The organism is Cellulosimicrobium funkei (assembly GCF_900155925.1).
Classification (GTDB): Bacteria; Actinomycetota; Actinomycetes; order Actinomycetales; family Cellulomonadaceae; genus Cellulosimicrobium; species Cellulosimicrobium funkei.
The window spans coordinates 200,393-224,444 of sequence record NZ_FTMI01000008.1; the positions used below are offsets into that span (position 1 = coordinate 200,393).

A 24,052-nucleotide genomic window follows, 5' to 3' on the forward strand; every position below is an offset into this window, starting at 1 on the left:
GGCCCGCGACCCGGTCGGGGGTCACGGGCCGGGGACGACGGGGCAGCGGCCCGACGTCAGGAGCGCATGTCCATGACGACGCGCCCGTCGATCCGCCCCTCCTCCATCTCGGCGAAGATCGCGTTGATGTCGTCGAGCGGACGCACGGTGTAGGTCGGCTTGATCTTGCCGCGCGCGAAGAAGTCGAGCGCCTCGGCCATGTCCTTGCGCGTCCCGACGATCGACCCGCGCACGGTCAGGCCGAAGAGGACGGTCGTGAAGATGTCGAGCGGGAACTTCTCCGGCGGGAGGCCGACGAGGGAGACCGTGCCACCGCGGCGCAGCGCCCCCACGGCCTGCGGGAACGCGTGCGCGTTGACGGCGGTGACGAGCGCGCCGTGGACGCCACCGCCCGTCTTCTCGCGGATCTCGGCCGCCGCGTCGGGCGACGTCGCCGCGTTCACCGTCACCTCCGCGCCGTGCTTGCGCGCGAGCGCGAGCTTCTCGTCGTCGACGTCCACCGCGGCGACGCGGCGGCCCATCGCGACCGCGTACTGCACCGCGATGTGCCCGAGGCCGCCGATCCCCGAGACCAGCACCCACTCGCCGGGCTGGGTGTCGGTGACCTTGAGCCCCTTGTAGACGGTGACGCCGGCGCACAGGATCGGCCCGACGGCGGAGAGGTCGACCCCGTCGGGGATCACCGGGCAGTACCGCGAGTCGACGAGCATGTACTGGCCGAACGAGCCGTCGACCGAGTAGCCGCCGTTCTTCTGCTGCGGGCACAGCGTCTCCCAGCCCGTCTCGCAGTACTCGCACTCGCCGCACGCGCTCCACAGCCAGGCGTTGCCGACCGTGTCACCCACGCGCACGCGCGTGACCTGGTCGCCGACCGCGACGACCGTGCCGACGCCCTCGTGGCCCGGCACGAACGGGGGAGCGGGCTTGACCGGCCAGTCGCCGTGCGCGGCGTGCAGGTCCGTGTGGCACACGCCGGTGTAGTCGACCTTGACCAGGGCCTCGTGGGGCCCGGGCGACGGGACGTCGAGCTCCTCGACGACCAGCGGGTCGGTGAACGAGCGGACGACGGCGGCACGCATGGCGGGCACGGGGATCACCTCGTTTTCTCGGGGAGAGGGCCAGGAGGACCCTGCCGACGGTCCTCCCTTCCCTCTCGACGCTACGCGCGCGACGCCGCTCCGGCGCCCCGGACGGCCGGACCGGCGACCGACGTCCGCCCAGGTCGGGACCTCCGCCTCTCGTCGGCGAGGCCGACCGTCCCGGCCGACCGCGGGCCGACCGCTCGCCGACCGTCCTGGGGGACCGCCGCGTGCCCGTCGTCCCGGGTGCCCGCGTGCCGGACGTCACGGGCGGCCGCGCGTCCACGCTTCGTAGACTGGGGGAGTGACCCCACCCTCCGTCGCGGGACGACCCCTGCTCCCGCTGCGCCCCGAGCTCGCCGGCGTCGAGCCGTACGGCGCGCCGCAGCTCGACGTCCCGGTCCTGCTCAACGTCAACGAGAACCCGCACGCGCCGAGCGAGGCCGTCGTCGCGACCATCACGCGCGCGGTGCACGACGCCGCCACCGGGTTGAACCGCTACCCCGACCGCGACTTCCTCGGCCTGCGCTCCGACCTCGCCGCCTACCTCGGGACGGAGGCGGGCGTCGCGCTGGGGGCGGAGCAGCTCTGGGCCGCGAACGGCTCGAACGAGATCATGCTCCACGTGCTGCAGGCCTTCGGCGGCCCGGGGCGCACGGCCGTCTCCTTCGCGCCGACGTACTCGATGTACCCGGAGTACGCGCGCGACACGCACACGGCCTGGGTCGTCGGGCGCCGCGCGGGGGACTTCACGCTCGACCCGGAGCACGCCCGCGAGGTGATCGCGCGCGAGCAGCCGTCCGTCGTCCTGCTCGCGAGCCCGAACAACCCGACCGGCACGGCGCTGCCCGCCGCGACCGTCGAGGCGGTGTGCGAGGCGGCGCTCGCGGTGCGCGTCCCGCTCCCCGGGGGGCAGGAGGCGCCCGCCGTCGTCGTCGTCGACGAGGCGTACGGCGAGTTCCGGCGCGCGGGGACGCCGTCGGCGCTCGAGCTGCTCGAGCGCTACCCGAACCTCGCGGTGACGCGCACGATGTCCAAGGCGTTCGCGCTCGCGGGCGCTCGCGTCGGGTACCTCGCGGCGTCGCGCGAGCTCGTCGACGCGCTGCGCGTCGTGCGCCTGCCGTACCACCTGTCGGCGGTGACGCAGGCGGTCGCGCGCGCGGCCCTCGCGCACTCGGGCGAGCTGCTCGCGCAAGTCTCCGCGCTGCGCGAGCGCCGCGACGAGACCGTCGCGTGGCTGCGCTCGCTGCGGCACCCGGACGGCCGTCCGGTCGAGGTCGCGGAGTCCGACGCCAACTTCGTCCTGTTCGGCACGTTCGCGGACCGGCACGCGGTCTGGGCGGCGTTGTTGGAGCGGGGCGTGCTCATCCGGGAGACTGGTCCCGACGGCTGGCTGCGGGTGTCGATCGGCACCGGCGACGAGATGAGGGCCTTCCGTCAGGCCCTCGTGGAGGTGGCAGGACTGTGAAGCGCACCGCGCGCGTCGAGCGCGCGACGTCCGAGTCGAGCGTGCTCGTCGAGCTCGACCTCGACGGGACCGGACGGACCGAGATCTCGACGACCGTCCCGTTCTACGACCACATGCTCACGGCGCTGGGCAAGCACTCGCTCATCGACCTCAAGGTCGTCGCGACGGGGGACACCCACATCGACGCGCACCACACGGTGGAGGACGTCGCGATCACGATCGGCGAGGCGCTGCGCGTCGCGCTCGGCGACAAGGTGGGCATCGGGCGCTTCGGCGACGCGACGGTCCCGCTGGACGAGGCCCTCGCGCTCGCCGTCGTCGACGTGTCCGGGCGGCCGTACCTCGTGCACTCGGGCGAGCCGGAGGGGCAGGAGTACCACCTCATCGGCGGGCACTTCACGGGGTCGCTCACGCGGCACGTGCTCGAGTCGATCGCCCACCACGCGGGCATCTGCATCCACGTGCGCGTCCTCGCGGGCCGCGACCCGCACCACATCGTCGAGGCGCAGTTCAAGGCGCTCGCCCGGGCGCTGCGCGCCGCCGTCGCGCCGGACCCGCGCGTCGAGGGCGTCCCGTCCACGAAGGGAGCCCTGTGAGCACGCACGACGACGACGGCCTGGACGGCGTCGAGATCCCCGACGACCTCTCGTCGCTGACGGCCTCGGCGGTCCCCGACCTCGTGGCGCTCATCACGCAGATCGCGGGCGCGGAGCCGCTCGCGGCGGCGTGCTCGCTCGCGCAGGTCGAGGCGGACGTCGTCCCGACCGACGTCGGTGCCGTGGCGGTGCTGCGCGACCCCGCAGGCGACGCGCCCGCGCACGCGGCCGCCGCTCTGACGACCCTCGTCAAGGGCGTGCCGCTCGTGCTCGTCGAGCGCAGCGGCGAGCAGCTCACGATGACGCGCTGGGCGGACGGCGTGCAGGGTGACACCCTCGCGCCGGGCCTCGTGCTCGGCGGTGCGCCCGAGTCGCTCGAGGACCTGCTCACCGGCACGACGACGCTCGCGGACCAGGACGGCGTCGTGGCGAGCTCGTCGATCTCGCGCTGGAAGGCGATGCGCCTGCTCACGTCGGCGGCGCGGCGCGCACGGAAGGACGGCGCATGACCGAGCCCACCGCGGCGACGCCCGCCGCCCGCCGCCCGTCCGTCGTCGTGCTCGACTACGGGTTCGGCAACGTCCGCTCGGCCGTGCGCGCGCTCGAGCGCGTCGGCGCGGACGTCGAGCTGACGGCGGACCGGGCGCGCGCGCAGGACGCGGACGGGCTCGTCGTCCCGGGCGTCGGCGCGTTCGCCGCGGTCATGACCGGTCTGCGCGGCGTGCGGGGCGACGAGATCGTCGGCCGGCGGCTCGCCGGCGGGCGGCCCGTCCTCGGGATCTGCGTGGGCATGCAGGTCATGTTCGAGCAGGGCGACGAGCACGGGACGCTCACCGACGGGCTCGGGGAGTGGGCGGGCCTCGTCGACCGTCTCGAGGCCGACGTCGTGCCGCACATGGGCTGGGACACCGTCGACGTGCCCGAGGGCAGCGTGCTGTTCCGCGGGGTCGAGCACGAGCGCTTCTACTTCGTGCACTCCTACGCGGCCCGGTCGTTCACGACCGGCCAGGACCTCCCGGCGGACTCGCCCGTCCGCCGACCGCTCGTCACGTGGTCCGAGCACGGTGGCCGCTTCGTCGCGGCCGTCGAGAACGGCCCGCTGTCCGCGACGCAGTTCCACCCCGAGAAGTCGGGCGACGCCGGCGCGACCCTGCTCGAGAACTGGGTCCGCTCGCTCTGACCGTCCGCGCGCCGAGGCACACGCCCGGCGCGCACCACCCGGCGCGAGCGACGCGCCACCGCCTACACCGATGGAGACCCTCGTGACCGACCGCCTCGTGCTGCTCCCCGCCGTCGACGTCGCCGACGGCCAGGCCGTCCGCCTCGTCCAGGGCGAGGCGGGCTCCGAGACCTCGTACGGCGACCCGCTCGCCGCCGCGCTCGACTGGCAGTCCGGCGGCGCGGAGTGGATCCACCTCGTGGACCTCGACGCCGCGTTCGGCCGCGGCTCCAACGCGGAGCTGCTCGCCGACGTCGTCGCGCGCCTCGACGTGCAGGTCGAGCTGTCCGGGGGCATCCGCGACGACGCGTCGCTCGAGCGCGCGCTCGCCACCGGCGCGCGCCGCGTCAACCTCGGCACCGCGGCGCTGGAGAACCCCGAGTGGACGGCGAAGGTCATCGCGGAGCACGGCGACGCGATCGCCGTCGGGCTCGACGTGCGCGGCACCACGCTCGCCGCGCGCGGGTGGACGCAGGAGGGCGGAGACCTGTGGGAGGTCCTCGACCGCCTGGAGGCCGCCGGGTGCGCGCGGTACGTCGTCACGGACGTGACCAAGGACGGGACGCTGCGCGGCCCGAACCTCGACCTGCTGCGCGACGTCGCGGCGCGCACCGACGCGCCCGTCGTCGCGTCCGGCGGCATCTCCAGCCTCGAGGACCTCGAGGCGCTGCGCTCGCTCGTGCCGGCCGGCGTCGAGGGCGCGATCGTGGGCAAGGCCCTCTACGCGGGCGCGTTCACGCTCCCGCAGGCGCTCGACGTCGCGGGCCGGCCGTGACGACCGACCACGAGCCCGCGGGCCCGGGCAAGGCGCTCCCGCCGTCGTCCGGCTTCGCGGGCGACGACGGGTCGGCGGACCCGGCGCTCGCGGGGCTCCTCGACGCGTACGCCGCGGGCTCGGCCTCGCTGTCCGACGTCGTCGCGCGACTCGGCGAGACGCGCGTGCTCGTGCCGATCCTCGCCGAGCTCGAGAGCGCGGGCGAGGGCGAGCACGGGCACACGGTCGACAAGGAGGCGTCGGCGGGGGTCGTCGCCATCGAGGCGCCGGACGGGCGCCGCGCGCTGCCCGTGTTCACGTCCGTCGCGGCGATGGCGGCCTGGCGCGCGAGCGCGCGGCCGGTGCCGGTGGACGCGCGCCGCGCGGCGCTGTCCGCCGTGAGCGAGGACTGGTCGCTCCTCGTGCTCGACCCGGCGGGACCGGTCACCGCGCTCGTGCCACGCCCGGCCGTGTGGGCGCTCGCGCAGGGCAAGGACTGGTCGCCCGCGGTCGTCGACGGGGTCGTCGTGCCGGAGGTGCTCGCCGCCGTGCAGGGGTCGCTCGCGGGCGTGCCGCACGTCGCGCGCGTCTGGGCCGAGCCGGGCCGCCGGGCCGAGGTCGCGGTGGTCCTGCGCATCGACGCCGGTCTCGACCGCGCCGGTCTCGACGCCGTGCTCGGGCAGGTCAACGCCGCGCTCGCCACGGACGCCGTGGTGTCCGAGCGCGTCGACGGGCTCGAGCTCCGCGTCGGCCGGGCCGACTGAGGCGGTCGTCCGCCTGGTCCGGCCCGCGCGGACGCGTCGGCCGTACGGGTCGGCGGGCAGCGCGGTCCGGGCTCAGCGCCGGCGCAGGCGGCTGAGGCCCCACGCGAGCGCGGCCGAGAACGCCACGACCGCGCCCAGGGCCTGCCCGCCGAGGATCACGCGGTTGAGGTCGAGGGCGGGCTGCCAGCGCACGCCCGCGTCGTCGACGACGTAGACGCCCTTCGCGACGACGCGCACCCCGAACCCGCCGCCACCGCCCGAGCCCTCGCCGCCCGCCTCGCCCCCGGCGTTGCCGGAGCCCGGGTCGGACGTCGAGCCGCCGTCCGCGGTGCCGTCGTCGGGACCGGCGTCCGCCCCGCGGGCCGCCGCACCGACGCGACGGCGCCAGTCCGCCGCGCCCTTGCCGGAGAGCTCGCCGGCGCCGGACCCCCAGCCGGATCCCGTGCCGCCCCAGACCGTCGCGACGGGGATGACGAGCGTGCCGTCCCGCTCGTACGACTCCCCGAAGACGCGACGCACGGTGAGCGTGTCGCGCGCCGCGTGGGTGATGTGCGCCGGGTCGACGGGAGGCGTGTCCGAGCTCGCGTGTGTGCTCATGGCACGAAGGGTAGACCTGGGCCCCCCGGTGCGCGCGGGAACCGCGCGCACCGCCTCGTCGTCGAGGCCGTCGGTGCACGGGCGCCCGGACGGGTCAGGCGTCGCACTCCGGGAGGGCCGTGAACGCGGACTCGTCGCCGAGCATCGTCTGGAGGGTGCTCACGGGCACGAGGAGCGACTTCTCCGTCGACGTCTTCGCGTAGACCACGCCGATCACCTCGCCCGCCTCGTTGAGCGCGGCGGACCCGGAGCTGCCGGGCTCGACGGGGGCGTCGGTGACGAGCACCTCGCCGAGGTTCTCGTGCAGCGGGTCCGTCGTCGTGCCGATGACCGACCCCTGCGTCACGGTGAGCCGCCCGCCCTCGGGGTACCCGACGACCGTCACCGCGTCGCCGGGCGCCGGGTCGGCGGCGGCGAGGGTCGGGGCGGACGGGAGGTCCTCCGCGGTCCGGACGATCGCGAGGTCCGCCAGACCGGCCACGCTCGCCGTCTGGGCGGCGATGTCACGCCCGTCGTAGGTGAGGAGCTGGAGCGAGCGCGACGAGTCGACCACGTGCTTGTTGGTGATGAGGGTCCGGGAGTCGACGGCGAACCCCGAGCCGGTGGACAGGCCGTCGCACCGGACGTTGCGGATGCGCACGGCCATGCGCTGGACGGCGTCGAACCCGTCGGGGGAGAGGTTCTCCGAGCCGGCCGGGTCGTCGGGCGCCACGAGCGACGGCACGACCGAGCCCGGCACCGGCTCGGGGAGCTCCGGCAGGACGCCGCACGCGCCGAGCGAGCCGCCCGCGAGCGACAGCCCGAGCAGCGCGCCGACGACGCGCACCGCCGCGCGCCGGGACGGGCGGCGCGTCATCCGGCGAGCTCCTGCTGGAGCTGGGCGTTCGCGTCGGTGGCCTCCTGGCAGAGCACGCCGACCTGGTCCGCGAACCGGTCGATGTCGGCGGGGTCGTAGGCGTCCCGGTTGTTGAGGTACCCGATGAGCTGCGTCTGCGCCGTCGTGCACTGCCCGAGCGCGGCCGCGACCTTGCCCGCGGCGTCCGAGACCCGACTCTGGTAGTCCAGGTACTGCTGGGACGCCTCGTTCTCGTCGCCCAGCTGGGCCTTCTCGTTGGCGAGGTCGCTGATGCGGTCCTGGGCGGCGGTAAGCTGGGTGCGCGCGGACTCGAGCTCCGCGTTCGCGCCGTCGAGCTCGGTGCGCAGCTGCGCGACGTCCTGCCCGAGCCCGCGCGCCTGCGCCTCCCACCCGGCGCTCGTCTCCTGCCAGCGCGTCGTGGTGAGCCACAGGTACGCGCCGACGCCCAGCGCCGCGGCGAGGGCCAGCGCGAGCACGACGACCGCGACCACGGCCCCGCGACGCCGACGCGGCCGGGTCGCCGCGGCGTCGTCGCTCGCCGGCGCGCCGTCGCCCGGCGCGGTCGCCGTGGCGGACGCCGCCCCGGGTGCGGCACCCCCGGGGCCGGCCGCCGGCGCGAACGACGGCGGCCCGACGGCGCCCGGTCGGGCCGCCGGGACCGCGTCGGCCGGGGTGCCCCGCGGCACGCTCTCGGGCGGCTGCGGCGGGCCCGCGGGACCGCCGTGCGGGGGCGGGACCGGGGGCGTGCTCAACTCACGGCGCCCGTGTACTTCTCGCCCGGCCCCTCGCCCGGGGCGTCCGGGTAGACCGACGCCTCGCGGAAGGCCAGCTGGAGCGAGCGCAGCCCGTCGCGGAGCGAGCGGGCGTGCTGGTTGCCGATGTCGGGGGCGCTCGCCGTCACGAGCGCGGCGAGCGCGTTGATGAGCTTGCGCGCCTCGTCCAGGTCGAGGTGGCCCTGCTCCTGCGCGTCCTCCGCGAGGCCGCACTTGACGGCGGCGGCGCTCATGAGGTGGACGGCCGCGGACGTGATGACCTCCACGGCGGCCACGTCGGCGATGTCGCGCACCGCGTCGGTGGTGGGGTCGGGCACGGCGGCGTTCTCGGTACTCATGGCGACCATCTTTCCATCCGACGGCGGGAGCGGTGGCCCGGTGCGCGAGAAGGACGGCCGACGCGCCCCGGGCCGGGGACGACGTCGGCCGCCGCCCCCGGCGAGGGGCGACGGCCGACGGGGTGCGACCGCCCCGCAGGGCGGCCACGACGGGTCAGACGCGGACCGGCTCCGCGGCCGTCCCGGGCTGGCCGCCCTCGAGCGGGGCGTCCGCGGCGGCGAGGGCTGCACGCAGCTCGCGACCCAGGTTCGCGTCGACGTACGTCCAGTACTGCACGGCGCGCTCGCGGATGTCCTCGCTGCGCACGGCGCCGACGTGGCCCGTGATCGTCTCGAGGAAGCGCGCGCGGGCGGCGTCGTCGAAGACCTCGCGGTAGAGCGTGCCCGCCTGGCCGAAGTCGTCGTCCTCCGGGTGCAGCGTCGCGGCGCTGCGCGTCAGCTCGCCGTCGGCCTCCCAGCCGGCGGACTCCGCCGCGCGGGCCGGGTCGGCGTGCGCGCCGCCGCGGCTGTTCGGCGCGTACACCGGCGTGGTCGCCGACGAGAACGAGTAGCGCATCGACCCGTCCTTCGCGTACGAGTGACCGGCCTCGGCCGCGGCGTGCGGCGCGTTCACCGGGAGCTGGGCGTGGTTCGTGCCCACGCGGTACCGGTGGGCGTCGGCGTAGGAGAAGATGCGCGCGAGCAGCATCTTGTCCGGGCTCGTCGCGATGCCCGGCACGAAGTTGCTCGGCGCGAACGTCGCCTGCTCGATCTGCGCGAAGTAGTTCTCCGGGTTGCGGTTCAGCTCCATGACGCCCACCTCGATCAGCGGGTAGTCGGCGTGCGGCCACACCTTCGTGAGGTCGAACGGGTTGAACCGGTAGGTCTTGGCGTCCTCGTACGGCATGACCTGGACCGAGAGCGTCCAGCGCGGGAAGTCGCCCCCCTCGATGTGCTCGTACACGTCGCGGATGTGGTGGTCCGAGTCCGACCCGGCGAGCTGCGAGGCCTCGTCCGCGGTGAGGTTCTTGATGCCCTGCTGCGTCTTGAAGTGGTACTTGACCCAGAACCGCTCGCCCGCCGCGTTGATCCACTGGTAGGTGTGCGAGCCGAACCCGTCCATGTGGCGCCAGCTCGACGGGAGGCCGCGGTCACCCATGAGCCAGGTCACCTGGTGCGCCGACTCGGGGGAGAGGGACCAGAAGTCCCACTGCATGTCGTTGTCGCGCAGGTTCGAGCCCGGCAGGCGCTTCTGCGACCGGATGAAGTCGGGGAACTTGATGCCGTCGCGCAGGAAGAACACGGGCGTGTTGTTGCCGACGAGGTCGTAGTTGCCCTCGGTCGTGTAGAACTTCAGCGCGAAGCCGCGGGGGTCGCGCCAGGTGTCGGGCGAGCCCTGCTCGCCGGCGACGGAGGAGAAGCGCGCGAGCATCTCGGTCGTCGTGCCGGGCTGGAACAGCGCCGCGCGGGTGTACGCGCTGACGTCCTGGGTCACGGTGAACGTGCCGAACGCACCGCCGCCCTTGGCGTGCACGACGCGCTCCGGGACGCGCTCGCGGTTGAACTGGGCGAGCTTCTCGACGAGGTAGTGGTCGTGCAGGACGATCGGGCCGTCGGCGCCGACGGACTGCGAGTGGGCGTCCGAGGCGACGGGGGCGCCGGCGTTCGTGGTGGTGAAGGGGGCGGTCATGGGTCTCCTTCCGTGAGCCGCGGGTACGGCTCGTCTGGCGTTCTCAAACAGTGCATCCGTGAGGAAACGGACGCGCTCCGGGTGCACGAGGCCCCGGAGCGGGTGGTGCGGGGTCAGTCGGCGCAGTCCGGGCAGAGTCCCCAGAACGTCACCTCGGCGGTGTCGATCCGGAACCCCGCGGTGCTGCTGGGGGTGAGGCACGGGGCGTGGCCCACGGTGCAGTCCACGTCGGCGACGGCGCCGCAGCCCCGGCACACCACGTGGTGGTGGTTGTCACCGAGCCGGCGCTCGTAGCGGGCCGGGTGCCCGGCCGGCTCGATGCGGCGCACGAGCCCCTTGTCGGTGAGCGTGTGCAGGACGTCGTAGACCGCCTGGACGGAGACGGAGCCGAGCGCCGTGCGCGCGGCGCGCAGCACGTCGTCGGCGTCCGCGTGCTGTTGCACCTCGACGGCGTCGAGCACGGCGAGGCGTGCGGCGGTGACGCGCAGGCCGTGGTCGCGGAGCTCGCTCTCGTGGCGTGCGCGGCGGGGCCCGTCCTCGAGGCCGGTGCCCGCGGTCGACGTCGCTCCTGTGGTCATGGCGCCCACTCTACCCCCCTATTCTGGAAGAGTTCCATTGATGGATCGGATCAGATGTCCACGGGTGCGGTCGGCTCGACCTGCACGGCCGCTCTGCTATCCTTGACAGCTGACCGACCCGTTCGTGTCTGCACCGCCCGGTTCCGGGTGGTGGGGAAGACGTGCGGGTGCGCAAGTGGATGACATCCCACCCGGGCTTCGACCGCCGACTCACGTCGCGACAGAGGCCGGGTCCTGGTCCGGAGCGAGCCCCTCGGGGACCGTTCCGCCGTGGTCGTCGCGTTCGCGTGACGTCCCGACCTGATGGCCTCCGCCCTGCGCCAGGGACGGAGGCCTTCTTCGTGTCCGGGCGGTCTACCGACGACTTCCTAGGAGCATCACATCAGCGAGCCTCGCATCAACGATCGGATCCGCGTCCCCGAGGTCCGACTCATCGGTCCCGGCGGGGAGCAGGTCGGCGTCGTCCGCACCGAGGTTGCCCTGAGCCTTGCCCAGGACGCGGACCTCGACCTCGTCGAGGTCGCCCCGGACGCCCGGCCCCCCGTCGCCAAGCTCATGGACTTCGGCAAGTTCAAGTACGAGTCCGACATGAAGGCGCGTGAGGCGCGGCGCAACCAGGCGAACACGGTCCTCAAGGAGATCCGTTTCCGCCTGAAGATCGACCCGCACGACTACGGCACCAAGAAGGGCCACGTCGAGCGCTTCCTCGCGGCGGGCGACAAGGTCAAGGTCATGATCATGTTCCGCGGCCGTGAGCAGTCGCGCCCCGAGATGGGTGTCCGCCTGCTCCAGCGCCTCGCGGACGACGTCGCGGAGCTCGGCTTCGTGGAGTCCATGCCGAAGCAGGACGGGCGCAACATGACCATGGTGCTCGGTCCGGTGAAGAAGAAGGCCGACGCCAAGAGCGAGCAGCGCAAGCGCGCGCAGGAGGCCGAGCCGCGTCTCACCAAGTCCGCCCAGCGCGCCGCTGCGCGCTCCGGCGACGACGCGGACGTGACCGACGAGCCCGAGACGGTCGAGACGCAGACCGTCGAGGCCACCGGCGCGGTCGAGGCGACGGAGACCACGGCCGCGGTCGAGGCCGCCGCCCCGGTCGAGGAGCCCGCCCCTGCCGAGGCCCCGGCGCAGGCCGCTCCGGCTCCGCGCTCCGCTCCGGCTCCGCGGTCGGCTCCGGCTCCGCGGTCGGCTCCGGCTCCGCGGTCGGCTCCTGCCCCGCGTCCCGCGGCTCGACCGGCGGCGGACTCGAAGCCGGCAGCGCCGCGCCCGACGCCCGCGGCCTCGCCCGCGTCGTCGGACGGCGCGAAGCCCGCAGCACCCCGGCCCGCCGCGCCGAAGCCGGGCGCCCCGCGCCCCGCGCCCAAGCCGGCTCCCAAGCCGACGCCGCGCGGCAAGGCCGGCTGACACCGGCACCACGGACGGACCCTGCTCGGGGTCCGGGCCCACCGGCCCGGACCCGAACACGTCGGCCACCGCGAGGTGGCTGACCGGACACAAGGAGAGACGGCAGTCATGCCGAAGAACAAGACGCACTCGGGTGCCAAGAAGCGCTTCCGCATCACGGGTTCCGGGAAGGTCATGCGCGAGCAGACCAACGCCCGTCACTACCTCGAGCACAAGGCGACCAAGCGCAAGCGCCGCCTCGCTGCCGACCAGGTGGTCTCGCCCGCCGACGTCAAGTCCATCAAGAAGCTGCTCGGCAAGTGACCCGGCAGGTGGCGGGACCCGCCACCGACCGGCTCACCCCTGAGCCCCGAACTGCAAGGAGCATCACGTGGCACGCGTGAAGCGGGCGGTCAACGCCCAGAAGAAGCGCCGTACGACCCTCGAGCGCGCCAGCGGCTACCGCGGCCAGCGCTCGCGCCTCTACCGCAAGGCGAAGGAGCAGGTCACCCACTCCCTCGTCTACTCCTACCGTGACCGCAAGGCGCGCAAGGGCGACTTCCGCAAGCTGTGGATCCAGCGCATCAACGCTGCGTCGCGCGCCCAGGGCCTGACGTACAACCGCCTCATCCAGGGCCTCAAGGCCGCGGGTGTCGAGGTCGACCGTCGCCTGCTCGCGGAGCTCGCGGTCAACGACGTGGCCGCGTTCAACGCGCTCGTCCAGGTCGCGAAGGACGCGCTCCCCGAGGACGTCAACGCGCCCAAGGCCGCAGCCTGACCAGCGCCTCGCCCGGCCGCCCGTCGGCCACGGACGCCCGTCCGGCGCCCGGCCCGCTCGACCCCACGCTGACGAACCCTCGCAGCGACCGGGTCAAGGCGGTCCGTGCGCTGGCCGGGCGTCCGGCGCGTTCACGGCACGGACAGCTCCTCGTGGAGGGCCCGCAGGGCGTCCGCGAGGCGGTCCGGCACGCCCCCGACCAGGTCCGTGACGTCTACGTCACGCCCGCCGCGGCGGAGCGGCACCCGGAGATCGTCGCCGACGCGCGCGCGGCCGGGCTGCACGTGCACGGCGCGACGCCCGAGGTGCTGGCGGCGATGAGCGCCGACGCGCAGGGCGTGCTCGCCGTCGTGCGTGCGGACGCGCCGCGGCTGGAGGACGTCGTCGCGACGCTCGCGCGGCGCGACCGCCCGGCGCTCGTCGCGGTGCTCGCGACGGTCCGGGACCCGGGCAACGCGGGGACCGTGGTCCGCGCGGCGGACGCCGCCGGGGCCGACGCCGTCGTGCTCGCCGGCGAGAGCGTCGACGTGCACAACCCGAAGGTCGTGCGCTCGACGGCCGGGTCGCTCTTCCACCTCCCGGTCGTCACGGGCGTGAGCCTGGCCGAGGCCGTCGCCGCGCTGCGCGGCGCGGGGCTCGCGGTCCTCGCCGCCGACGGCGCGGGGGACCTCGACCTCGACGACCTGCTCGACGTGGCCGGCGCCGCGGGCGCCGGTACGGAGCGCCCGGTCGACCTCGCCGCGCCGACCGCATGGGTCTTCGGGAACGAGGCGTGGGGGCTGCCCCCGGAGGACCGCGCGCTCGCCGACGCCGTCGTGCGCGTGCCGATCCGCGGCCGGGCCGAGTCCCTGAACCTCGCGACGGCGGCGACGGTCTGCCTCTACGCCTCCAGCCGCGCGCACCGGCCCGCCCGAGGTCCGGGCGCCGACCCGGAGGGCGGCGCGTGAGGCTGTTCGCCGCGCTCTACCCGAGCGCCGCGGCGCTCGACCACCTCGCGCTCGCCCTCGCGGACGCCCACGCCCAGGAGGCCCGCCGGCCCGACGGCGCACCGCTCGTCCGCTGGACGTCCCCCGAGCTGTGGCACCTCACGGTGTCGTTCTTCGGCGACGTGCCCGAGGGGGCCGTCCCCGACCTCGCGGCGGCGCTCGAGCCGGTCGCGCACGAGGCCGCGCCGCTCGACCTCCGGCTCCGGGGCGCGGGCGTGTTCGACCGCCGCGTCCTGTGGGTCGGCGTCGGCGGGGACGGTGCCGACGCCCTGCGCGCGCTGAGCGCCGCGGTCGCCGAGGCGGCGGGCGACGCCGGCGTCCGGGTGGACCGCCGTCCCCGGCAGCGCGCGCACCTCACCGTCGCGCGGGCCGCGGCCGGGGCGCGCCAGGCGAACCGCCGGGCGCGCGGTCGCGGCGCGACCCGGCCCGACCGCACCGCGGGCGACCCGCTCGCCGCGCCCGCCGCGGCCCTCGCCGTGTACGCCGGCCCGGGGTGGACGACCGACGCGCTGCACCTCGTCGAGTCCGACCTCGGCGACGCCTCGGGGCACCCGGTGCACCGGACGCTGCGGACCCTGCCGCTCGGGCCCGCCGCGCGCTGAGCGGGACCACCCTCCGGCCGCGCCCGGAGACGCCTGTGCGAGGATGGGCCGCATGAGCCTGCGCGGTGGTCGTCGATTTCCCGGGCCCGTCACGGGCCCGCGCGACTGACGCGTGCTCCCCGCCCGCCTCGTGGCGGGACGGGTCCTGGCCCGGACGGGCGCCCTAGAATGACGGCGACGCGCGCACGTGCGCGCCCCGCACGCCCCGCCCCGAGCGGCGCGTGCCGCGGGTCGACGCCGGCCGTCGTCCGCTCCCCGCAGTCCCGCCCTCGCCAGGAAGGCACGCATGTCCAGCCCTGACGCCGACGTCGTCACCCCCCACGCGGGCGACGGCGGACCGGACACCACCACCGGACCCTCCCCGCTCGACGCCGACGCGCTGCAGCGCGCGCTCGACGCCGCGCTCGCCGCCGTCGCCGCGGCCGGCGACCTCGACGCGCTCAAGCGCGTGCGCACCGAGCACGCGGGCGACCGCAGCCCGCTCGCGCTCGCGAACCGCCAGATCGGTTCGCTCGCCCCCGCGGACAAGAAGACCGCGGGCAAGCTCCTCGGCCCGCTGCGCGGCCGGCTCAACCAGGCCCTCGCCGCGCGCCAGGCCGAGCTCGAGGCCGAGCGCGACGAGCGCGTCCTCGTCGAGGAGGCCGTGGACGTCACGCTGCCCGTGGACCGCGTCCCCGCGGGCGCGCGGCACCCGCTCGAGACGCTGCAGGAGCGCGTCGCGGACTTCTTCGTCGGTATGGGCTGGGAGATCGCGGAGGGCCCCGAGGTCGAGGCGGAGTGGTTCAACTTCGACGCCCTGAACTTCGGCGTGGACCACCCCGCGCGCCAGATGCAGGACACGTTCTACGTCGCCGGCCCCGACGGCGAGGACGGCGCGGAGCCGTCGAACCTCGTGCTGCGCACCCACACGTCGCCGGTCCAGGCCCGCTCGCTGCTCGAGCGCGGCGTGCCGCTGTACGTGGCGTGCCCGGGCAAGACGTTCCGCACGGACGCGCTCGACGCGACGCACACGCCCGTCTTCCACCAGGTCGAAGGCCTGGCGATCGACAAGGGCCTGACCATGGCGCACCTGCTCGGCACGCTCGACGCGTTCGCGCGCGCGATGTTCGGCCCGGACGCGCGCACGCGCCTGCGGCCCGCGTACTTCCCGTTCACCGAGCCGAGCGCCGAGATGGACCTGTGGTTCCCCCAGAAGAAGGGCGGGCCGGGCTGGATCGAGTGGGGCGGCTGCGGCATGGTCAACCCGAACGTGCTGCGGTCCGTCGGGGTCGACCCCGACGAGTACTCGGGCTTCGCGTTCGGCATGGGCATCGAGCGCACGCTCATGCTGCGCCACGGGATCGCGGACATGCACGACATGGTGGAGGGCGACGTGCGCTTCTCCGCCCAGTTCGGAACGGAGATCTGATGCCGTACGTCGCCATCGACTGGCTGGGCGACCACGTCGAGCTGCCCGCGGGGCTCACCGCCGAGCGGCTCGCCGCCGACCTCGTCCGCGTCGGCCTGGAGGAGGAGGCGATCCACGGCGCGGCCGTGACGGGTCCCCTCGTCGTCGGGCGCGTCCTCGAGATGACGCCCGAGCCGCAGAAGAACGGCAAGACGATCAACTGGTGCCTGGTCGACGTCGGGCCGGAGCACAACGTCGCCGAGATCAAGGGCGTCGAGCCGGCAGACATGCCGGCGGGCGGTGCGCGCGGCATCGTGTGCGGCGCGCACAACTTCGCGCCGGGCGACCTCGTCGTGGTCGCGCTGCCGGGCTCCGTCCTGCCCGGTCCGTTCCCCATCGCGAGCCGCAAGACGTACGGGCACGTGTCCGACGGCATGATCTGCTCGCAGCGCGAGCTCGGCCTCGGCGAGGACCACGACGGCATCATCGTGCTGCCGCGGCTCGGGTACGCGGCCGAGGACCTCACCCCGGGGCAGGACGCGGTCGCGCTGCTCGGGCTCGGCGACGAGGTGCTCGAGATCAACGTGACGCCCGACCGCGGGTACGCGTTCTCCTATCGCGGCGTCGCGCGCGAGTTCTCGCACTCGACGGGCGCGCGCTTCACGGACCCGGGCCTGCCCGGCTCCCTGCCCACGCCCCCGCCCGCGGCGACGCCCGACGGTTTCCCCGTCGAGGTCGACGACGCGGCTCCGGTCCACGGCGTCGTCGGGTGCGACCGCTTCGTCACGCGCGTCGTGCGCGGGCTCGACCCCGCGGCGCAGACGCCCGCGTGGATGCAGCGCCGCCTCACGGCGTCGGGCATGCGGCCCATCTCGCTCGCGGTCGACGTGACGAACTACGTCATGCTCGACCTCGGGCAGCCGCTGCACGCGTACGACCTCGAGAAGGTCGCGGCCCCCGTCGTGGTGCGGCGCGCCGCCCCGGGCGAGCGGCTCACGACGCTCGACGACGTGGACCGCGCGCTCGACCCGGAGGACCTGCTCATCACCGACAGCCCCGACGGTGCGCGCGGCGCGCGCGTCCTGGGTCTCGCCGGCGTCATGGGCGGTGCCTCGTCGGAGGTCGGGCCGGAGACGACGGCGGTGCTCGTCGAGGCCGCCCACTTCGACCCCGTGACGGTCGCGCGCACGTCGCGCCGCCACAAGCTGTCGAGCGAGGCCGCGAAGCGGTTCGAGCGCGGCGTGGACCCGCTGCTGCCCGCGGTCGCGGCGCAGCGCGTCGTCGACCTGCTCGTCGAGCTGGGCGGCGGGACCGCCGACCCGGCCGTCAGCGACCTCGACCGCGTGACCGCGCCCGCCCCGATCCACCTGCCCGTCGGCGAGGCCGAGCGCCTCGTCGGCGTGCCCTACACGCTCGAGCAGGTCGTCGGGACGCTCGGGGCGATCGGGTGCACGGTCGACGCGGACGACGCCGCCGCGACGGGCGTCGTCGTCGTGACCCCGCCGTCGTGGCGCCCCGACCTCACCGAGCCGGCCGAGCTGGTCGAGGAGGTCGCGCGCCTCGTCGGGTACGACGAGATCCCGTCGGTGCTCCCCGCGGCGCCCGGCGGCCGCGGGCTCACGCGCGAGCAGCGCGTGCGCCGGTCGGTCGCCCGCGCGCTCGCCGAGCACGGGTTCGTCGAGACGCTGAGCTACCCGTTCGTCGGCGAGGGCGAGCTCGACGCGCTGCGGATCCCCGCGGACGACGAGCGCCGCCGGGCGCTGCGCCTGCTCAACCCGCTGGCCGACGACCGTCCCCTGATGCGCACGGACGTGCTGAGCACGCTCCTGGAGACCACGCGCCGCAACGTGGGCCGCGGGCTCGGGGACGTCGCCGTGTTCGAGGTCGGTCTCGTGACGCACCCGCGCCTGGGCGCCCCGGCCGCGCCGTCGCTGCCCGGCGGGGTGCGTCCCTCCGACGACGACCTCGCCGCGATCGAGGCCGCGCTCCCGGCGCAGCCGCGCCACGTCGCGGGCGTCCTGGTCGGTCGTCGCGAGCGGGCGGGCTGGTGGGGCCCCGGCCGGCCGGCGGACTGGACGGACGCGCTCGACGCGGCGCGCCTGGTCGCGGACCGCGCCGGCCTGCGGGGGGACGCCGCCGTGCGCGTGGTCGCCGACACCGCGCGGGCCCCGTTCCACCCGGGCCGCTGCGCGCGCCTCGAGCTCCCCGACGGGACGGTCGTCGGGCACGCGGGCGAGCTGCACCCCAAGGTGCTCGAGAACGTCGGCCTGCCCGCCCGCTCCGTGGCGTTCGAGCTCGACCTGTCGGCGCTCGTCGCGGGTGCGTCCGACGAGCCCGTCCAGGCGACCCCGGTCTCCGGGTTCCCGGCGGCGAAGGAGGACCTCGCGTTCGTCGTCGCCGCCGACGTGCCGGCCGAGGCGCTGCGCGCCGCGGTCGTCGAGGGCGCCGGCGAGCTCGCGGAGGAGGTCGTGCTGTTCGACGTCTTCACGGGCGAGCAGGTGGGCGCCGGGCGCAAGTCGCTCGCGTTCTCGCTGCGGCTGCGCGCCGCGGACCGCACCCTCACCGCCGACGACGTCGCGCGGGTCCGGGAGGGCGCCGTGGCCGCCGCGCGCGAGCGCGTCGGGGCGGAGCTGCGCGCATGAGCGACGCACCGGGGGAGGGCACGACGCCGGACGTGGTGCCCGCGCGCACCGCGCTCGTCACCGGGGCGTCGCGCGGCATCGGCCGCGCGGTCGCCGTCGGGCTCGCCGCGGCCGGTCTCGACGTCGCGCTCCTCGCGCGCGACGCGGGCCGGCTCGCCGGGGTGGCCGACGAGATCGCCGCGCTCGACGGCGCGGGCCGGGCCGTCGTCGTCACGGCGGACGTGACCGACGCGGCGGCGGTGGCCGCGGCCGTCCGCGAGGCCGAGGCCGCGCTCGGGAGCGTGGACCTGCTCGTCAACAACGCGGGCCGGGTCGACGCCGAGGTGCCGCTCTGGGAGGCGGACCCCGACGAGTGGTGGGCCGTCCTGGAGACCAACGTGCGCGGGCCGTTCCTGCTCGCGCGCGCGGTCGTGCCCGGGATGCTCGCGCGCGGCGGCGGCCGCGTCGTCGACCTCAACAGCGGCGCGGGCTCGCACGACATGGAGGGCGCGAGCGCGTACAACGCGAGCAAGACGGCGCTGCTGCGCCTCGGGGCGAACCTCCACCGCTCGGGCCACGCGCTCGGGCTGCGGACCTTCGAGGTGTCGCCGGGCGTCGTGCAGACCGACATGACGGCGTCCATGGTCATGCACGAGGGTCGCACGGAGTGGACGCCCGTCGAGCGCACGGTCGAGATGGTCGTCGCGATCGCCCGCGGCGAGCTCGACGCGTTCTCGGGGGCGTTCGTGCGCGTGACGCACGACTCGCCCGGGTCGCTCCGCGCGGCCGCCCAGGAGGCCGCCCGCGCGGGCGTCGCGCTGCCCGGGCCGGACGGCCGTCGGCTGCGCGTCACGCGCTGGGGCGCCGACGACCCGATGCCGGGAGAGCTCCCCGCCCGCTGAGCGCACGCACCCCGCACGGCCGACGCCGCCCGACCCCCCGGTCGGGCGGCGTCCGTGCGTCCGGGCACCGGGTCACAGCGGGACGCACGTGTCCCGGTCGACCCACACGTGCCACAGGCCCCGCTCGGGGTGCTCGTACTCGAACGCCACGAGCCCGCCTGCGTCGTGCGTGACGACGCCCGTGAGCACGACCCGCCGGCCGTCGCGGTCGAACGTCGTGCAGAGGGCGGGCACCTGGACCGGGACGGGCTCGTCCGGCAGGAAGGGGCGGGTCGCGGGGGCGACGTGCTGCGTCATACCCGGAAAGACGCGCGCACGCGCGTCGTCTCACGCGTCGGGGCGGGTGAAAAGCGCACGGGTCGCCGCGTAGCATGGCCCGCGACACGGGGTGCCCCGCACCGGGGCTGAGATGAGACCCGTCGAACCTGATCTGGCTCGTACCAGCGAAGGGATGTCCGCGCGATGACGCTCGCCCTGCCTCGGCACACCTCCGACCCGGTCCCCGCCCCCGCGGACCGTGATCACCGACCCGACCCGGGCCGTGGGCCCGACCCGGCACCGTCCCGCCCCCGCGTGCTCTCCGTCGCGGGGACCGACCCGACCGGCGGGGCCGGGATCCAGGCCGACCTCAAGGCGTTCTGCGCGCACGGCGCCTACGGCATGGCCGTCACCACGGCGCTCGTCGCGCAGAACACCCACGGCGTGCGGTCGGTGCACGTCCCCGGGCCGGCGTTCCTGCGCGCGCAGCTCGACGCCGTGTCCGACGACGTCGAGGTCGACGCCGTGAAGATCGGCATGGTCGCGGACGAGGCGAACGCCCGCACCGTCGGGGAGTGGCTCGACGACCTCGCCGCGGCGCGCGCCGCCGCGGGCGGTCCGCGGCCCTGGGTCGTCCTGGACCCGGTGATGGTCGCCACGTCCGGCCACCGCCTGCTCGACGCGGGCGCCGAGCAGGCCGTGCGCGACCTCGCCGCGCGCGCCGACGTCGTCACGCCGAACCTGCCCGAGCTCGCCGTCCTCGGCGGGCAGGAGCCCGCGACGACGTGGGACGACGCCCTGCGCCAGGCGACGGCGTACGCGACCGCGAGCGACGCCGTCGTGCTGCTCAAGGGCGGTCACCTCACCGGACGCACGTCGCCGGACGCGCTCGTCGTCCCCGCGCCCGGGCCGACGACGGGCCGCGCGCCGGGGGCGGCCACCGTCACGACGTTCGACGCCGAGCGCGTCGACACGCCTCACACCCACGGCACGGGGTGCTCGCTCTCGGCGGCGCTCGCAGCGCTGCGGCCGCAGCGCGCGAGCTGGGAGGAGGCCGCGCGCGAGGCGAAGGAGTGGCTCACGGGCGCGCTGCGTGCCGGCGCCGCGCTGCGGGTGGGGACGGGCCGGGGGCCCGTGGACCACCTGCACCGCTCGGCGCCCGTGCGGCCGGGCTGAGCCCAGGCCGACCGGGCCGACCGGGCCGACCGGGCCGACCGGGCGAGCCCGGGCTGCCGTGACGTGCCTGCGCCCGGCCCGCGGGACGCGCTCAGGCCGTGGGGCGGCTCGGTGCGTGGGCGGCCCTGCGGTCGGCTCCGCGGTCGGTGTCGAGATCGGCAAGCGCGTCGCGGAGCACGGCGAGCGTCGCGCGCGCGACGGCGAGGCGCTGCGCGGGCGGGGCGTCCGCGGGCCGCGTGGTCACCTTGGCGCCGACGAGCGGGACGGGCCCGGCCGCGGCGAGGAACTCGCGCACCTCGGCCGGGCCGAGCATCGACTCGTCCGGGCCGGGGAGCGCGGGGTCCGGACCGTGAGGCGGCACGTGCGCGTCCTCCCACGGCGCGCCCCACCGGCCGGCCCGGCCCGCGGCACCGGAGAGCATCGCGCTCGCGAGGAGGCCCGCGCCCGCGGCCGCCCGCGCGTGCTCGACGGGCGTCGCGGCGCTGCGCCCCTCGATGGCGGACCGGCCCCAGTTGAGCCCGACGTGCAGGGGGTGGCCGGTGTCCCGGGCCGCGCGCGCGACGGCGGCGATCTCGTCGTCGAGCGCGAGGAAGCCCTTCTCCGCGACGCCCCACGGGCGTGGCGCGTCGCAGTGCTCCACCACGAGCGGCAGCCCGGCGGGCGCGACGGCGGCCAGCTCGGTGAGGCTGCGCGCGAGCGCCGCGCCGGAGCCGCGGCCCGGACCGGGCGCGGACTGGAGCTCGACCGCGACGACGCGTCGTCGACCCTCCGCCTCGGCGAGCCGGGTCACGGCCGCGAGGACGCGTGCGACGCCGTCGACCGCCTCGCGCCGACCCTCCTCGTCGTCGGACGCGAGGCCGTAGGAGCGGTCGGCCCCGGCGCGGCGGGCCGTCGCGGCGACCGTCGTCGGCAGCAGCGCCCAGTGCGCCGGCAGCGCGGCCGCGGTCGTCGCGAGCGCGCCCGGGTCGTCCGGGTCGACGGGGTGCTCGAGGCCGCCGAGGCCGTCCTCGTCGAGGGCGGCGTACCAGCCGCCCGGGTCGGGGACGCCCGCGAGGGCGTAGGCACCGAGCAGGGTCAGGGGGCGGTCGTGCAGGTCGGTCATCGGTCCTCGTCGGTCGTGGTGGGGGTGCCTCACGCGTCAGGCGCGGGCGACGTCCTGGTCGGCGGTGGCGTACTCGCACGCGTAGCCCGGCGGGACCCAGCGCCACCGTGCCTCGACGTCCTGCACCGCGACGCCCGCGGGCCGGTCGGCGACGCACGCGTCCGCCTGCTGGCGCACCGCCACGGTCACGTAGTAGACGACGAACACCGCGGTGAGCAGCACGGCGAGCACGGTCACGGTGCGGCGCAGCGCGGGGGAGGGGCCGCCGTCGGAGCCGTCCTCCTCGCCGGGACGCGGCGGCACCCAGTCCCAGCTCACGCGGTGCCGGTCGTCGTGCCGGTCGTCGTGCCGGTCGTGGTGGCGGGAGCGTCGTCCGCCCCGGCGGGCCGGAGCAGCACCTTGCCGGTGGTCGCCCGTCCCTCGAGCGCGCGGTGGGCGTCGGCGGCGTCGGCGAGCGGGAACGTCGCGCCGACGCGCACGTGCAGCGTGCCGCCCGCGACGGCGCCGAGCACCTCGGTCGCGCGCTCGACGAGCTCGGCGCGCGTCGCCGTGTGGTCGGCGAGCTTGGGCCGCGTGAGGAACAGCGAGCCGCCCGCGTTGAGGCGCTGCGGGTCGAACGGGGGGACCTGCCCCGACGAGCCGCCGTAGAGGACGAGCGTGCCGCGGCGGCGCAGCGACGCGAGCGACGCGTCGAACGTGTCCTTGCCGACCGAGTCGTACACCGCCGCGACGCCCTCGCCGCCCGTGAGCCCCCGCACGACCTCGGGCAGCTCGGCGGTGAGGTCGGCGAACGCCGTGTACTGGATCGCGTGCTCGGCGCCCGCGCCGCGGGACAGCTCCGCCTTCTCGGGGGTCGAGACCGTGGAGATCACGTGCGCGCCCCGCGCCACGAGCATCTGCGTCAGGAGCAGCCCGACGCCGCCCGCGCCCGCGTGCACGAGCACGCGGTCGCCCGGACGCACGGGGTACGACGACGTGCACAGGTAGTGCGCCGTGAGCCCCTGGAGCGCGACGGCGGTCGCGTCCTCGAGCGAGACGGCGTCCGGCACGTGCAGCGCCTGCCCGGCGTCCACCACGACGAGGTCGGCGTACGACCCCGGCGCCTCGGTCCACACGACGCGGTCGCCGACGGCGAACCCCTCGACCCCCTCGCCCACCTCGGCGACGACCCCGGCCCCCTCGCTCCCGACGACGTGCGGGTACTCCATCGCGTACACGCCGGAGCGCTTGTACGTGTCGATGAAGTTCACGCCCGCCACCGCGGAGCGGACGAGAAGCTGCCCCGGGCCCGGCGACGGGTCGGGCAGCTCGGTGTACTCGAGGACCTCGGGACCGCCCGCCGCGCGGGCCACGATCGCGTGCATGGCCTCAGCCTAGGGTCGCGCGGCGGTCACGGTCGCCCTCGGTCGGCGACCTTCGCGTGCACGGCCGCGAGGTGCTCGCGCGCCGCCGCCGCGGCGCGGCCGGTGTCCCGGTCGCGGACGGCGTCCAGGATCGCCTCGTGCGCGTCCTGGTCGTCCCGGTGCGTCGTGCCCGTCCGGTCGAGGTCGACCATGGCGACCATCGCGCGACGCAGGCGCGGGACGAAGGTCGCGAAGAGCTCGGCGAGCACCGCGTTGTGCGCGGCGTCGACGACCGCCCGGTGGAACGCGAGGTCCGCGTCAACGTACTCGGCGGGCGACGCCGTCGCCGTGACCTGCCCGCGGCGGGCGAGCGCCGTCGTCATGGTGCGCAGGTCCGCGGGCGTGCGGCGCGCGGCGGCGAGCCCCGCGGCCTCCGCCTCCAGCGCGGCGCGCACCTCGAGCACGTCGACGATCTCGCCGCGGCGCAGCACCTCGTCCCAGTCGTCGGTGGTGTCCGTCGAGACGACGTACACGCCCGAGCCCTGCCTGCTGTCAAGGACGCCGCGGCCCGCGAGCTGGCGGATCGCCTCGCGGACGGTCGAGCGGCCCACACCGAGCTCGGCGGCGAGCGCCTGCTCCCCGGGCAGCCGGTGGTCGAGGGGCCAGGCACCGGATCGCACGCGTTCGAGCAGGAGCTCGGCGGCCTGGTCGGCCAGGGGGCGTCGCTGCAGCGCGGTCATGGAGACCTCTCAGGTTGTCTGAGGACTTGATCGGCGCTAGCGTACCCCGCATGTCCTGGACGGCGCTCCTCCTTCGGCGCCACGGC

27 protein-coding genes and 1 riboswitch are annotated in these 24,052 nt (G+C 76.0%); of the genes, 15 read left to right on the forward strand and 12 right to left on the reverse strand.

The window, feature by feature from the left end; all coding sequences use genetic code 11:
* Window positions 1–56: 56 nt before the first annotated feature.
* Entirely contained in the window at window positions 57–1,079 is a 1,023-nt protein-coding gene (gene adhP / locus BXA05_RS18165; protein WP_061267614.1) for an alcohol dehydrogenase AdhP, read from the reverse strand.
* Window positions 1,080–1,383: 304 nt separating this feature from the next.
* Here adhP and BXA05_RS18170 point away from each other — a divergent pair, with 304 nt between their 5' ends.
* The 6 genes from BXA05_RS18170 (at window position 1,384) to BXA05_RS18195 (ending at window position 5,880) form a co-directional block, all read left to right on the forward strand.
* Window positions 1,384–2,547 carry a histidinol-phosphate transaminase gene (locus BXA05_RS18170; protein WP_076406556.1) on the forward strand — a complete coding sequence of 388 codons (1,164 nt, stop codon included), beginning with the start codon at window positions 1,384–1,386 and terminating at the stop codon, window positions 2,545–2,547.
* Complete coding sequence (gene hisB, locus BXA05_RS18175; RefSeq protein WP_009862956.1) at window positions 2,544–3,143, forward strand: imidazoleglycerol-phosphate dehydratase HisB; 600 nt, start codon at window positions 2,544–2,546, stop codon at window positions 3,141–3,143. Before BXA05_RS18170 ends, hisB begins: the two co-directional genes overlap by 4 nt.
* The gene (locus BXA05_RS18180; RefSeq protein ID WP_061267595.1) at window positions 3,140–3,652 is read left to right on the forward strand and encodes a hypothetical protein; all 513 of its coding nucleotides are present in this window, start codon (window positions 3,140–3,142) and stop codon (window positions 3,650–3,652) included. The genes hisB and BXA05_RS18180 overlap by 4 nt, the downstream gene beginning before the upstream one ends.
* Window positions 3,649–4,323, forward strand: coding sequence for an imidazole glycerol phosphate synthase subunit HisH (gene hisH / locus BXA05_RS18185; RefSeq protein WP_051028482.1), 675 nt, complete (start codon window positions 3,649–3,651; stop codon window positions 4,321–4,323). The genes BXA05_RS18180 and hisH overlap by 4 nt, the downstream gene beginning before the upstream one ends.
* A 70-nt stretch (window positions 4,324–4,393) precedes the next feature.
* Window positions 4,394–5,137: a bifunctional 1-(5-phosphoribosyl)-5-((5-phosphoribosylamino)methylideneamino)imidazole-4-carboxamide isomerase/phosphoribosylanthranilate isomerase PriA gene (priA, locus tag BXA05_RS18190; RefSeq protein WP_085951364.1), complete on the forward strand. Its 744-nt coding sequence runs from the start codon at window positions 4,394–4,396 to the stop codon at window positions 5,135–5,137.
* Complete coding sequence (locus BXA05_RS18195) at window positions 5,134–5,880, forward strand: SseB family protein (RefSeq protein WP_076406558.1); 747 nt, start codon at window positions 5,134–5,136, stop codon at window positions 5,878–5,880. Before priA ends, BXA05_RS18195 begins: the two co-directional genes overlap by 4 nt.
* Before the next feature lie 72 nt (window positions 5,881–5,952).
* Here BXA05_RS18195 and BXA05_RS18200 read toward each other — a convergent pair whose 3' ends face one another.
* The 6 genes from BXA05_RS18200 to BXA05_RS18225 all read right to left on the reverse strand — a co-directional run bounded on the left by BXA05_RS18200 (window position 5,953) and on the right by BXA05_RS18225 (window position 10,691).
* Window positions 5,953–6,477 (reverse strand): hypothetical protein, encoded by a 525-nt coding sequence (locus BXA05_RS18200; protein ID WP_051028483.1) that lies wholly within the window; start codon window positions 6,475–6,477, stop codon window positions 5,953–5,955.
* A gap of 94 nt (window positions 6,478–6,571) precedes the next feature.
* Window positions 6,572–7,333 carry a S1 family peptidase gene (locus BXA05_RS18205; RefSeq protein ID WP_061267597.1) on the reverse strand — a complete coding sequence of 254 codons (762 nt, stop codon included), beginning with the start codon at window positions 7,331–7,333 and terminating at the stop codon, window positions 6,572–6,574.
* On the reverse strand, window positions 7,330–8,085 hold the full coding sequence (locus BXA05_RS18210) for a hypothetical protein (protein ID WP_241005853.1): 756 nt from the start codon (window positions 8,083–8,085) through the stop codon (window positions 7,330–7,332). The genes BXA05_RS18205 and BXA05_RS18210 overlap by 4 nt, the downstream gene beginning before the upstream one ends.
* Entirely contained in the window at window positions 8,082–8,444 is a 363-nt protein-coding gene (locus BXA05_RS18215) for a DUF1844 domain-containing protein (RefSeq protein WP_043659864.1), read from the reverse strand. The genes BXA05_RS18210 and BXA05_RS18215 overlap by 4 nt, the downstream gene beginning before the upstream one ends.
* A gap of 154 nt (window positions 8,445–8,598) precedes the next feature.
* On the reverse strand, window positions 8,599–10,113 hold the full coding sequence (locus BXA05_RS18220; protein WP_076406559.1) for a catalase: 1,515 nt from the start codon (window positions 10,111–10,113) through the stop codon (window positions 8,599–8,601).
* A 113-nt stretch (window positions 10,114–10,226) separates the two neighbouring features.
* Window positions 10,227–10,691, reverse strand: coding sequence for a Fur family transcriptional regulator (locus BXA05_RS18225; RefSeq protein WP_081600341.1), 465 nt, complete (start codon window positions 10,689–10,691; stop codon window positions 10,227–10,229).
* Window positions 10,692–11,123: 432 nt separating this feature from the next.
* On the opposite strand from BXA05_RS18225, the gene infC reads away from it, so the two are divergent.
* The 8 genes from infC (at window position 11,124) to BXA05_RS18265 (ending at window position 19,347) form a co-directional block, all read left to right on the forward strand.
* Entirely contained in the window at window positions 11,124–12,092 is a 969-nt protein-coding gene (gene infC, locus BXA05_RS18230; RefSeq protein ID WP_240696753.1) for a translation initiation factor IF-3, read from the forward strand.
* A 108-nt stretch (window positions 12,093–12,200) separates the two neighbouring features.
* On the forward strand, window positions 12,201–12,395 hold the full coding sequence (gene rpmI, locus BXA05_RS18235; RefSeq protein ID WP_034653792.1) for a 50S ribosomal protein L35: 195 nt from the start codon (window positions 12,201–12,203) through the stop codon (window positions 12,393–12,395).
* A 67-nt stretch (window positions 12,396–12,462) separates the two neighbouring features.
* The gene (gene rplT / locus BXA05_RS18240) at window positions 12,463–12,849 is read left to right on the forward strand and encodes a 50S ribosomal protein L20 (protein WP_024840664.1); all 387 of its coding nucleotides are present in this window, start codon (window positions 12,463–12,465) and stop codon (window positions 12,847–12,849) included.
* Between the two features lie 68 nt (window positions 12,850–12,917).
* The gene (locus BXA05_RS18245; protein WP_076406622.1) at window positions 12,918–13,796 is read left to right on the forward strand and encodes a TrmH family RNA methyltransferase; all 879 of its coding nucleotides are present in this window, start codon (window positions 12,918–12,920) and stop codon (window positions 13,794–13,796) included.
* Window positions 13,793–14,437, forward strand: coding sequence for an RNA 2',3'-cyclic phosphodiesterase (thpR, locus tag BXA05_RS18250; RefSeq protein WP_076406563.1), 645 nt, complete (start codon window positions 13,793–13,795; stop codon window positions 14,435–14,437). The genes BXA05_RS18245 and thpR overlap by 4 nt, the downstream gene beginning before the upstream one ends.
* Window positions 14,438–14,723: 286 nt before the next feature.
* Window positions 14,724–15,845, forward strand: a complete 1,122-nt coding sequence (gene pheS, locus BXA05_RS18255) for a phenylalanine--tRNA ligase subunit alpha (RefSeq protein ID WP_083712017.1) — start codon at window positions 14,724–14,726, stop codon at window positions 15,843–15,845.
* Entirely contained in the window at window positions 15,845–18,466 is a 2,622-nt protein-coding gene (pheT, locus tag BXA05_RS18260) for a phenylalanine--tRNA ligase subunit beta (protein WP_076406564.1), read from the forward strand. Before pheS ends, pheT begins: the two co-directional genes overlap by 1 nt.
* Window positions 18,463–19,347, forward strand: coding sequence for an SDR family NAD(P)-dependent oxidoreductase (locus BXA05_RS18265; RefSeq protein ID WP_076406566.1), 885 nt, complete (start codon window positions 18,463–18,465; stop codon window positions 19,345–19,347). Before pheT ends, BXA05_RS18265 begins: the two co-directional genes overlap by 4 nt.
* A gap of 72 nt (window positions 19,348–19,419) precedes the next feature.
* On the opposite strand, the gene BXA05_RS18270 is transcribed toward BXA05_RS18265, so the two are convergent.
* Entirely contained in the window at window positions 19,420–19,644 is a 225-nt protein-coding gene (locus BXA05_RS18270; protein ID WP_076406567.1) for a hypothetical protein, read from the reverse strand.
* Window positions 19,645–19,721: 77 nt separating this feature from the next.
* A riboswitch (TPP riboswitch) is annotated at window positions 19,722–19,816 on the forward strand.
* 104 nt (window positions 19,817–19,920) lie between these two features.
* On the opposite strand from BXA05_RS18270, the gene thiD reads away from it, so the two are divergent.
* A complete protein-coding gene (thiD, locus tag BXA05_RS18275) occupies window positions 19,921–20,781 on the forward strand; it encodes a bifunctional hydroxymethylpyrimidine kinase/phosphomethylpyrimidine kinase (protein WP_244550512.1) in 861 nt (286 codons plus the stop codon).
* Window positions 20,782–20,872: 91 nt separating this feature from the next.
* Here the strand turns inward: thiD and BXA05_RS18280 are convergent, their stop codons facing one another.
* From BXA05_RS18280 to BXA05_RS18295, 4 genes are read right to left on the reverse strand one after another with little or no spacing between them, the layout of a single operon-like run.
* Complete coding sequence (locus tag BXA05_RS18280; protein WP_076406570.1) at window positions 20,873–21,883, reverse strand: DUF4862 family protein; 1,011 nt, start codon at window positions 21,881–21,883, stop codon at window positions 20,873–20,875.
* 36 nt (window positions 21,884–21,919) lie between these two features.
* Window positions 21,920–22,201, reverse strand: a complete 282-nt coding sequence (locus tag BXA05_RS18285; protein ID WP_076406572.1) for a hypothetical protein — start codon at window positions 22,199–22,201, stop codon at window positions 21,920–21,922.
* Complete coding sequence (locus BXA05_RS18290) at window positions 22,198–23,247, reverse strand: quinone oxidoreductase family protein (RefSeq protein ID WP_076406573.1); 1,050 nt, start codon at window positions 23,245–23,247, stop codon at window positions 22,198–22,200. The genes BXA05_RS18285 and BXA05_RS18290 overlap by 4 nt, the downstream gene beginning before the upstream one ends.
* A gap of 26 nt (window positions 23,248–23,273) precedes the next feature.
* Window positions 23,274–23,966, reverse strand: a complete 693-nt coding sequence (locus BXA05_RS18295; RefSeq protein ID WP_076406575.1) for a FadR/GntR family transcriptional regulator — start codon at window positions 23,964–23,966, stop codon at window positions 23,274–23,276.
* Window positions 23,967–24,052: the final 86 nt, after the last annotated feature.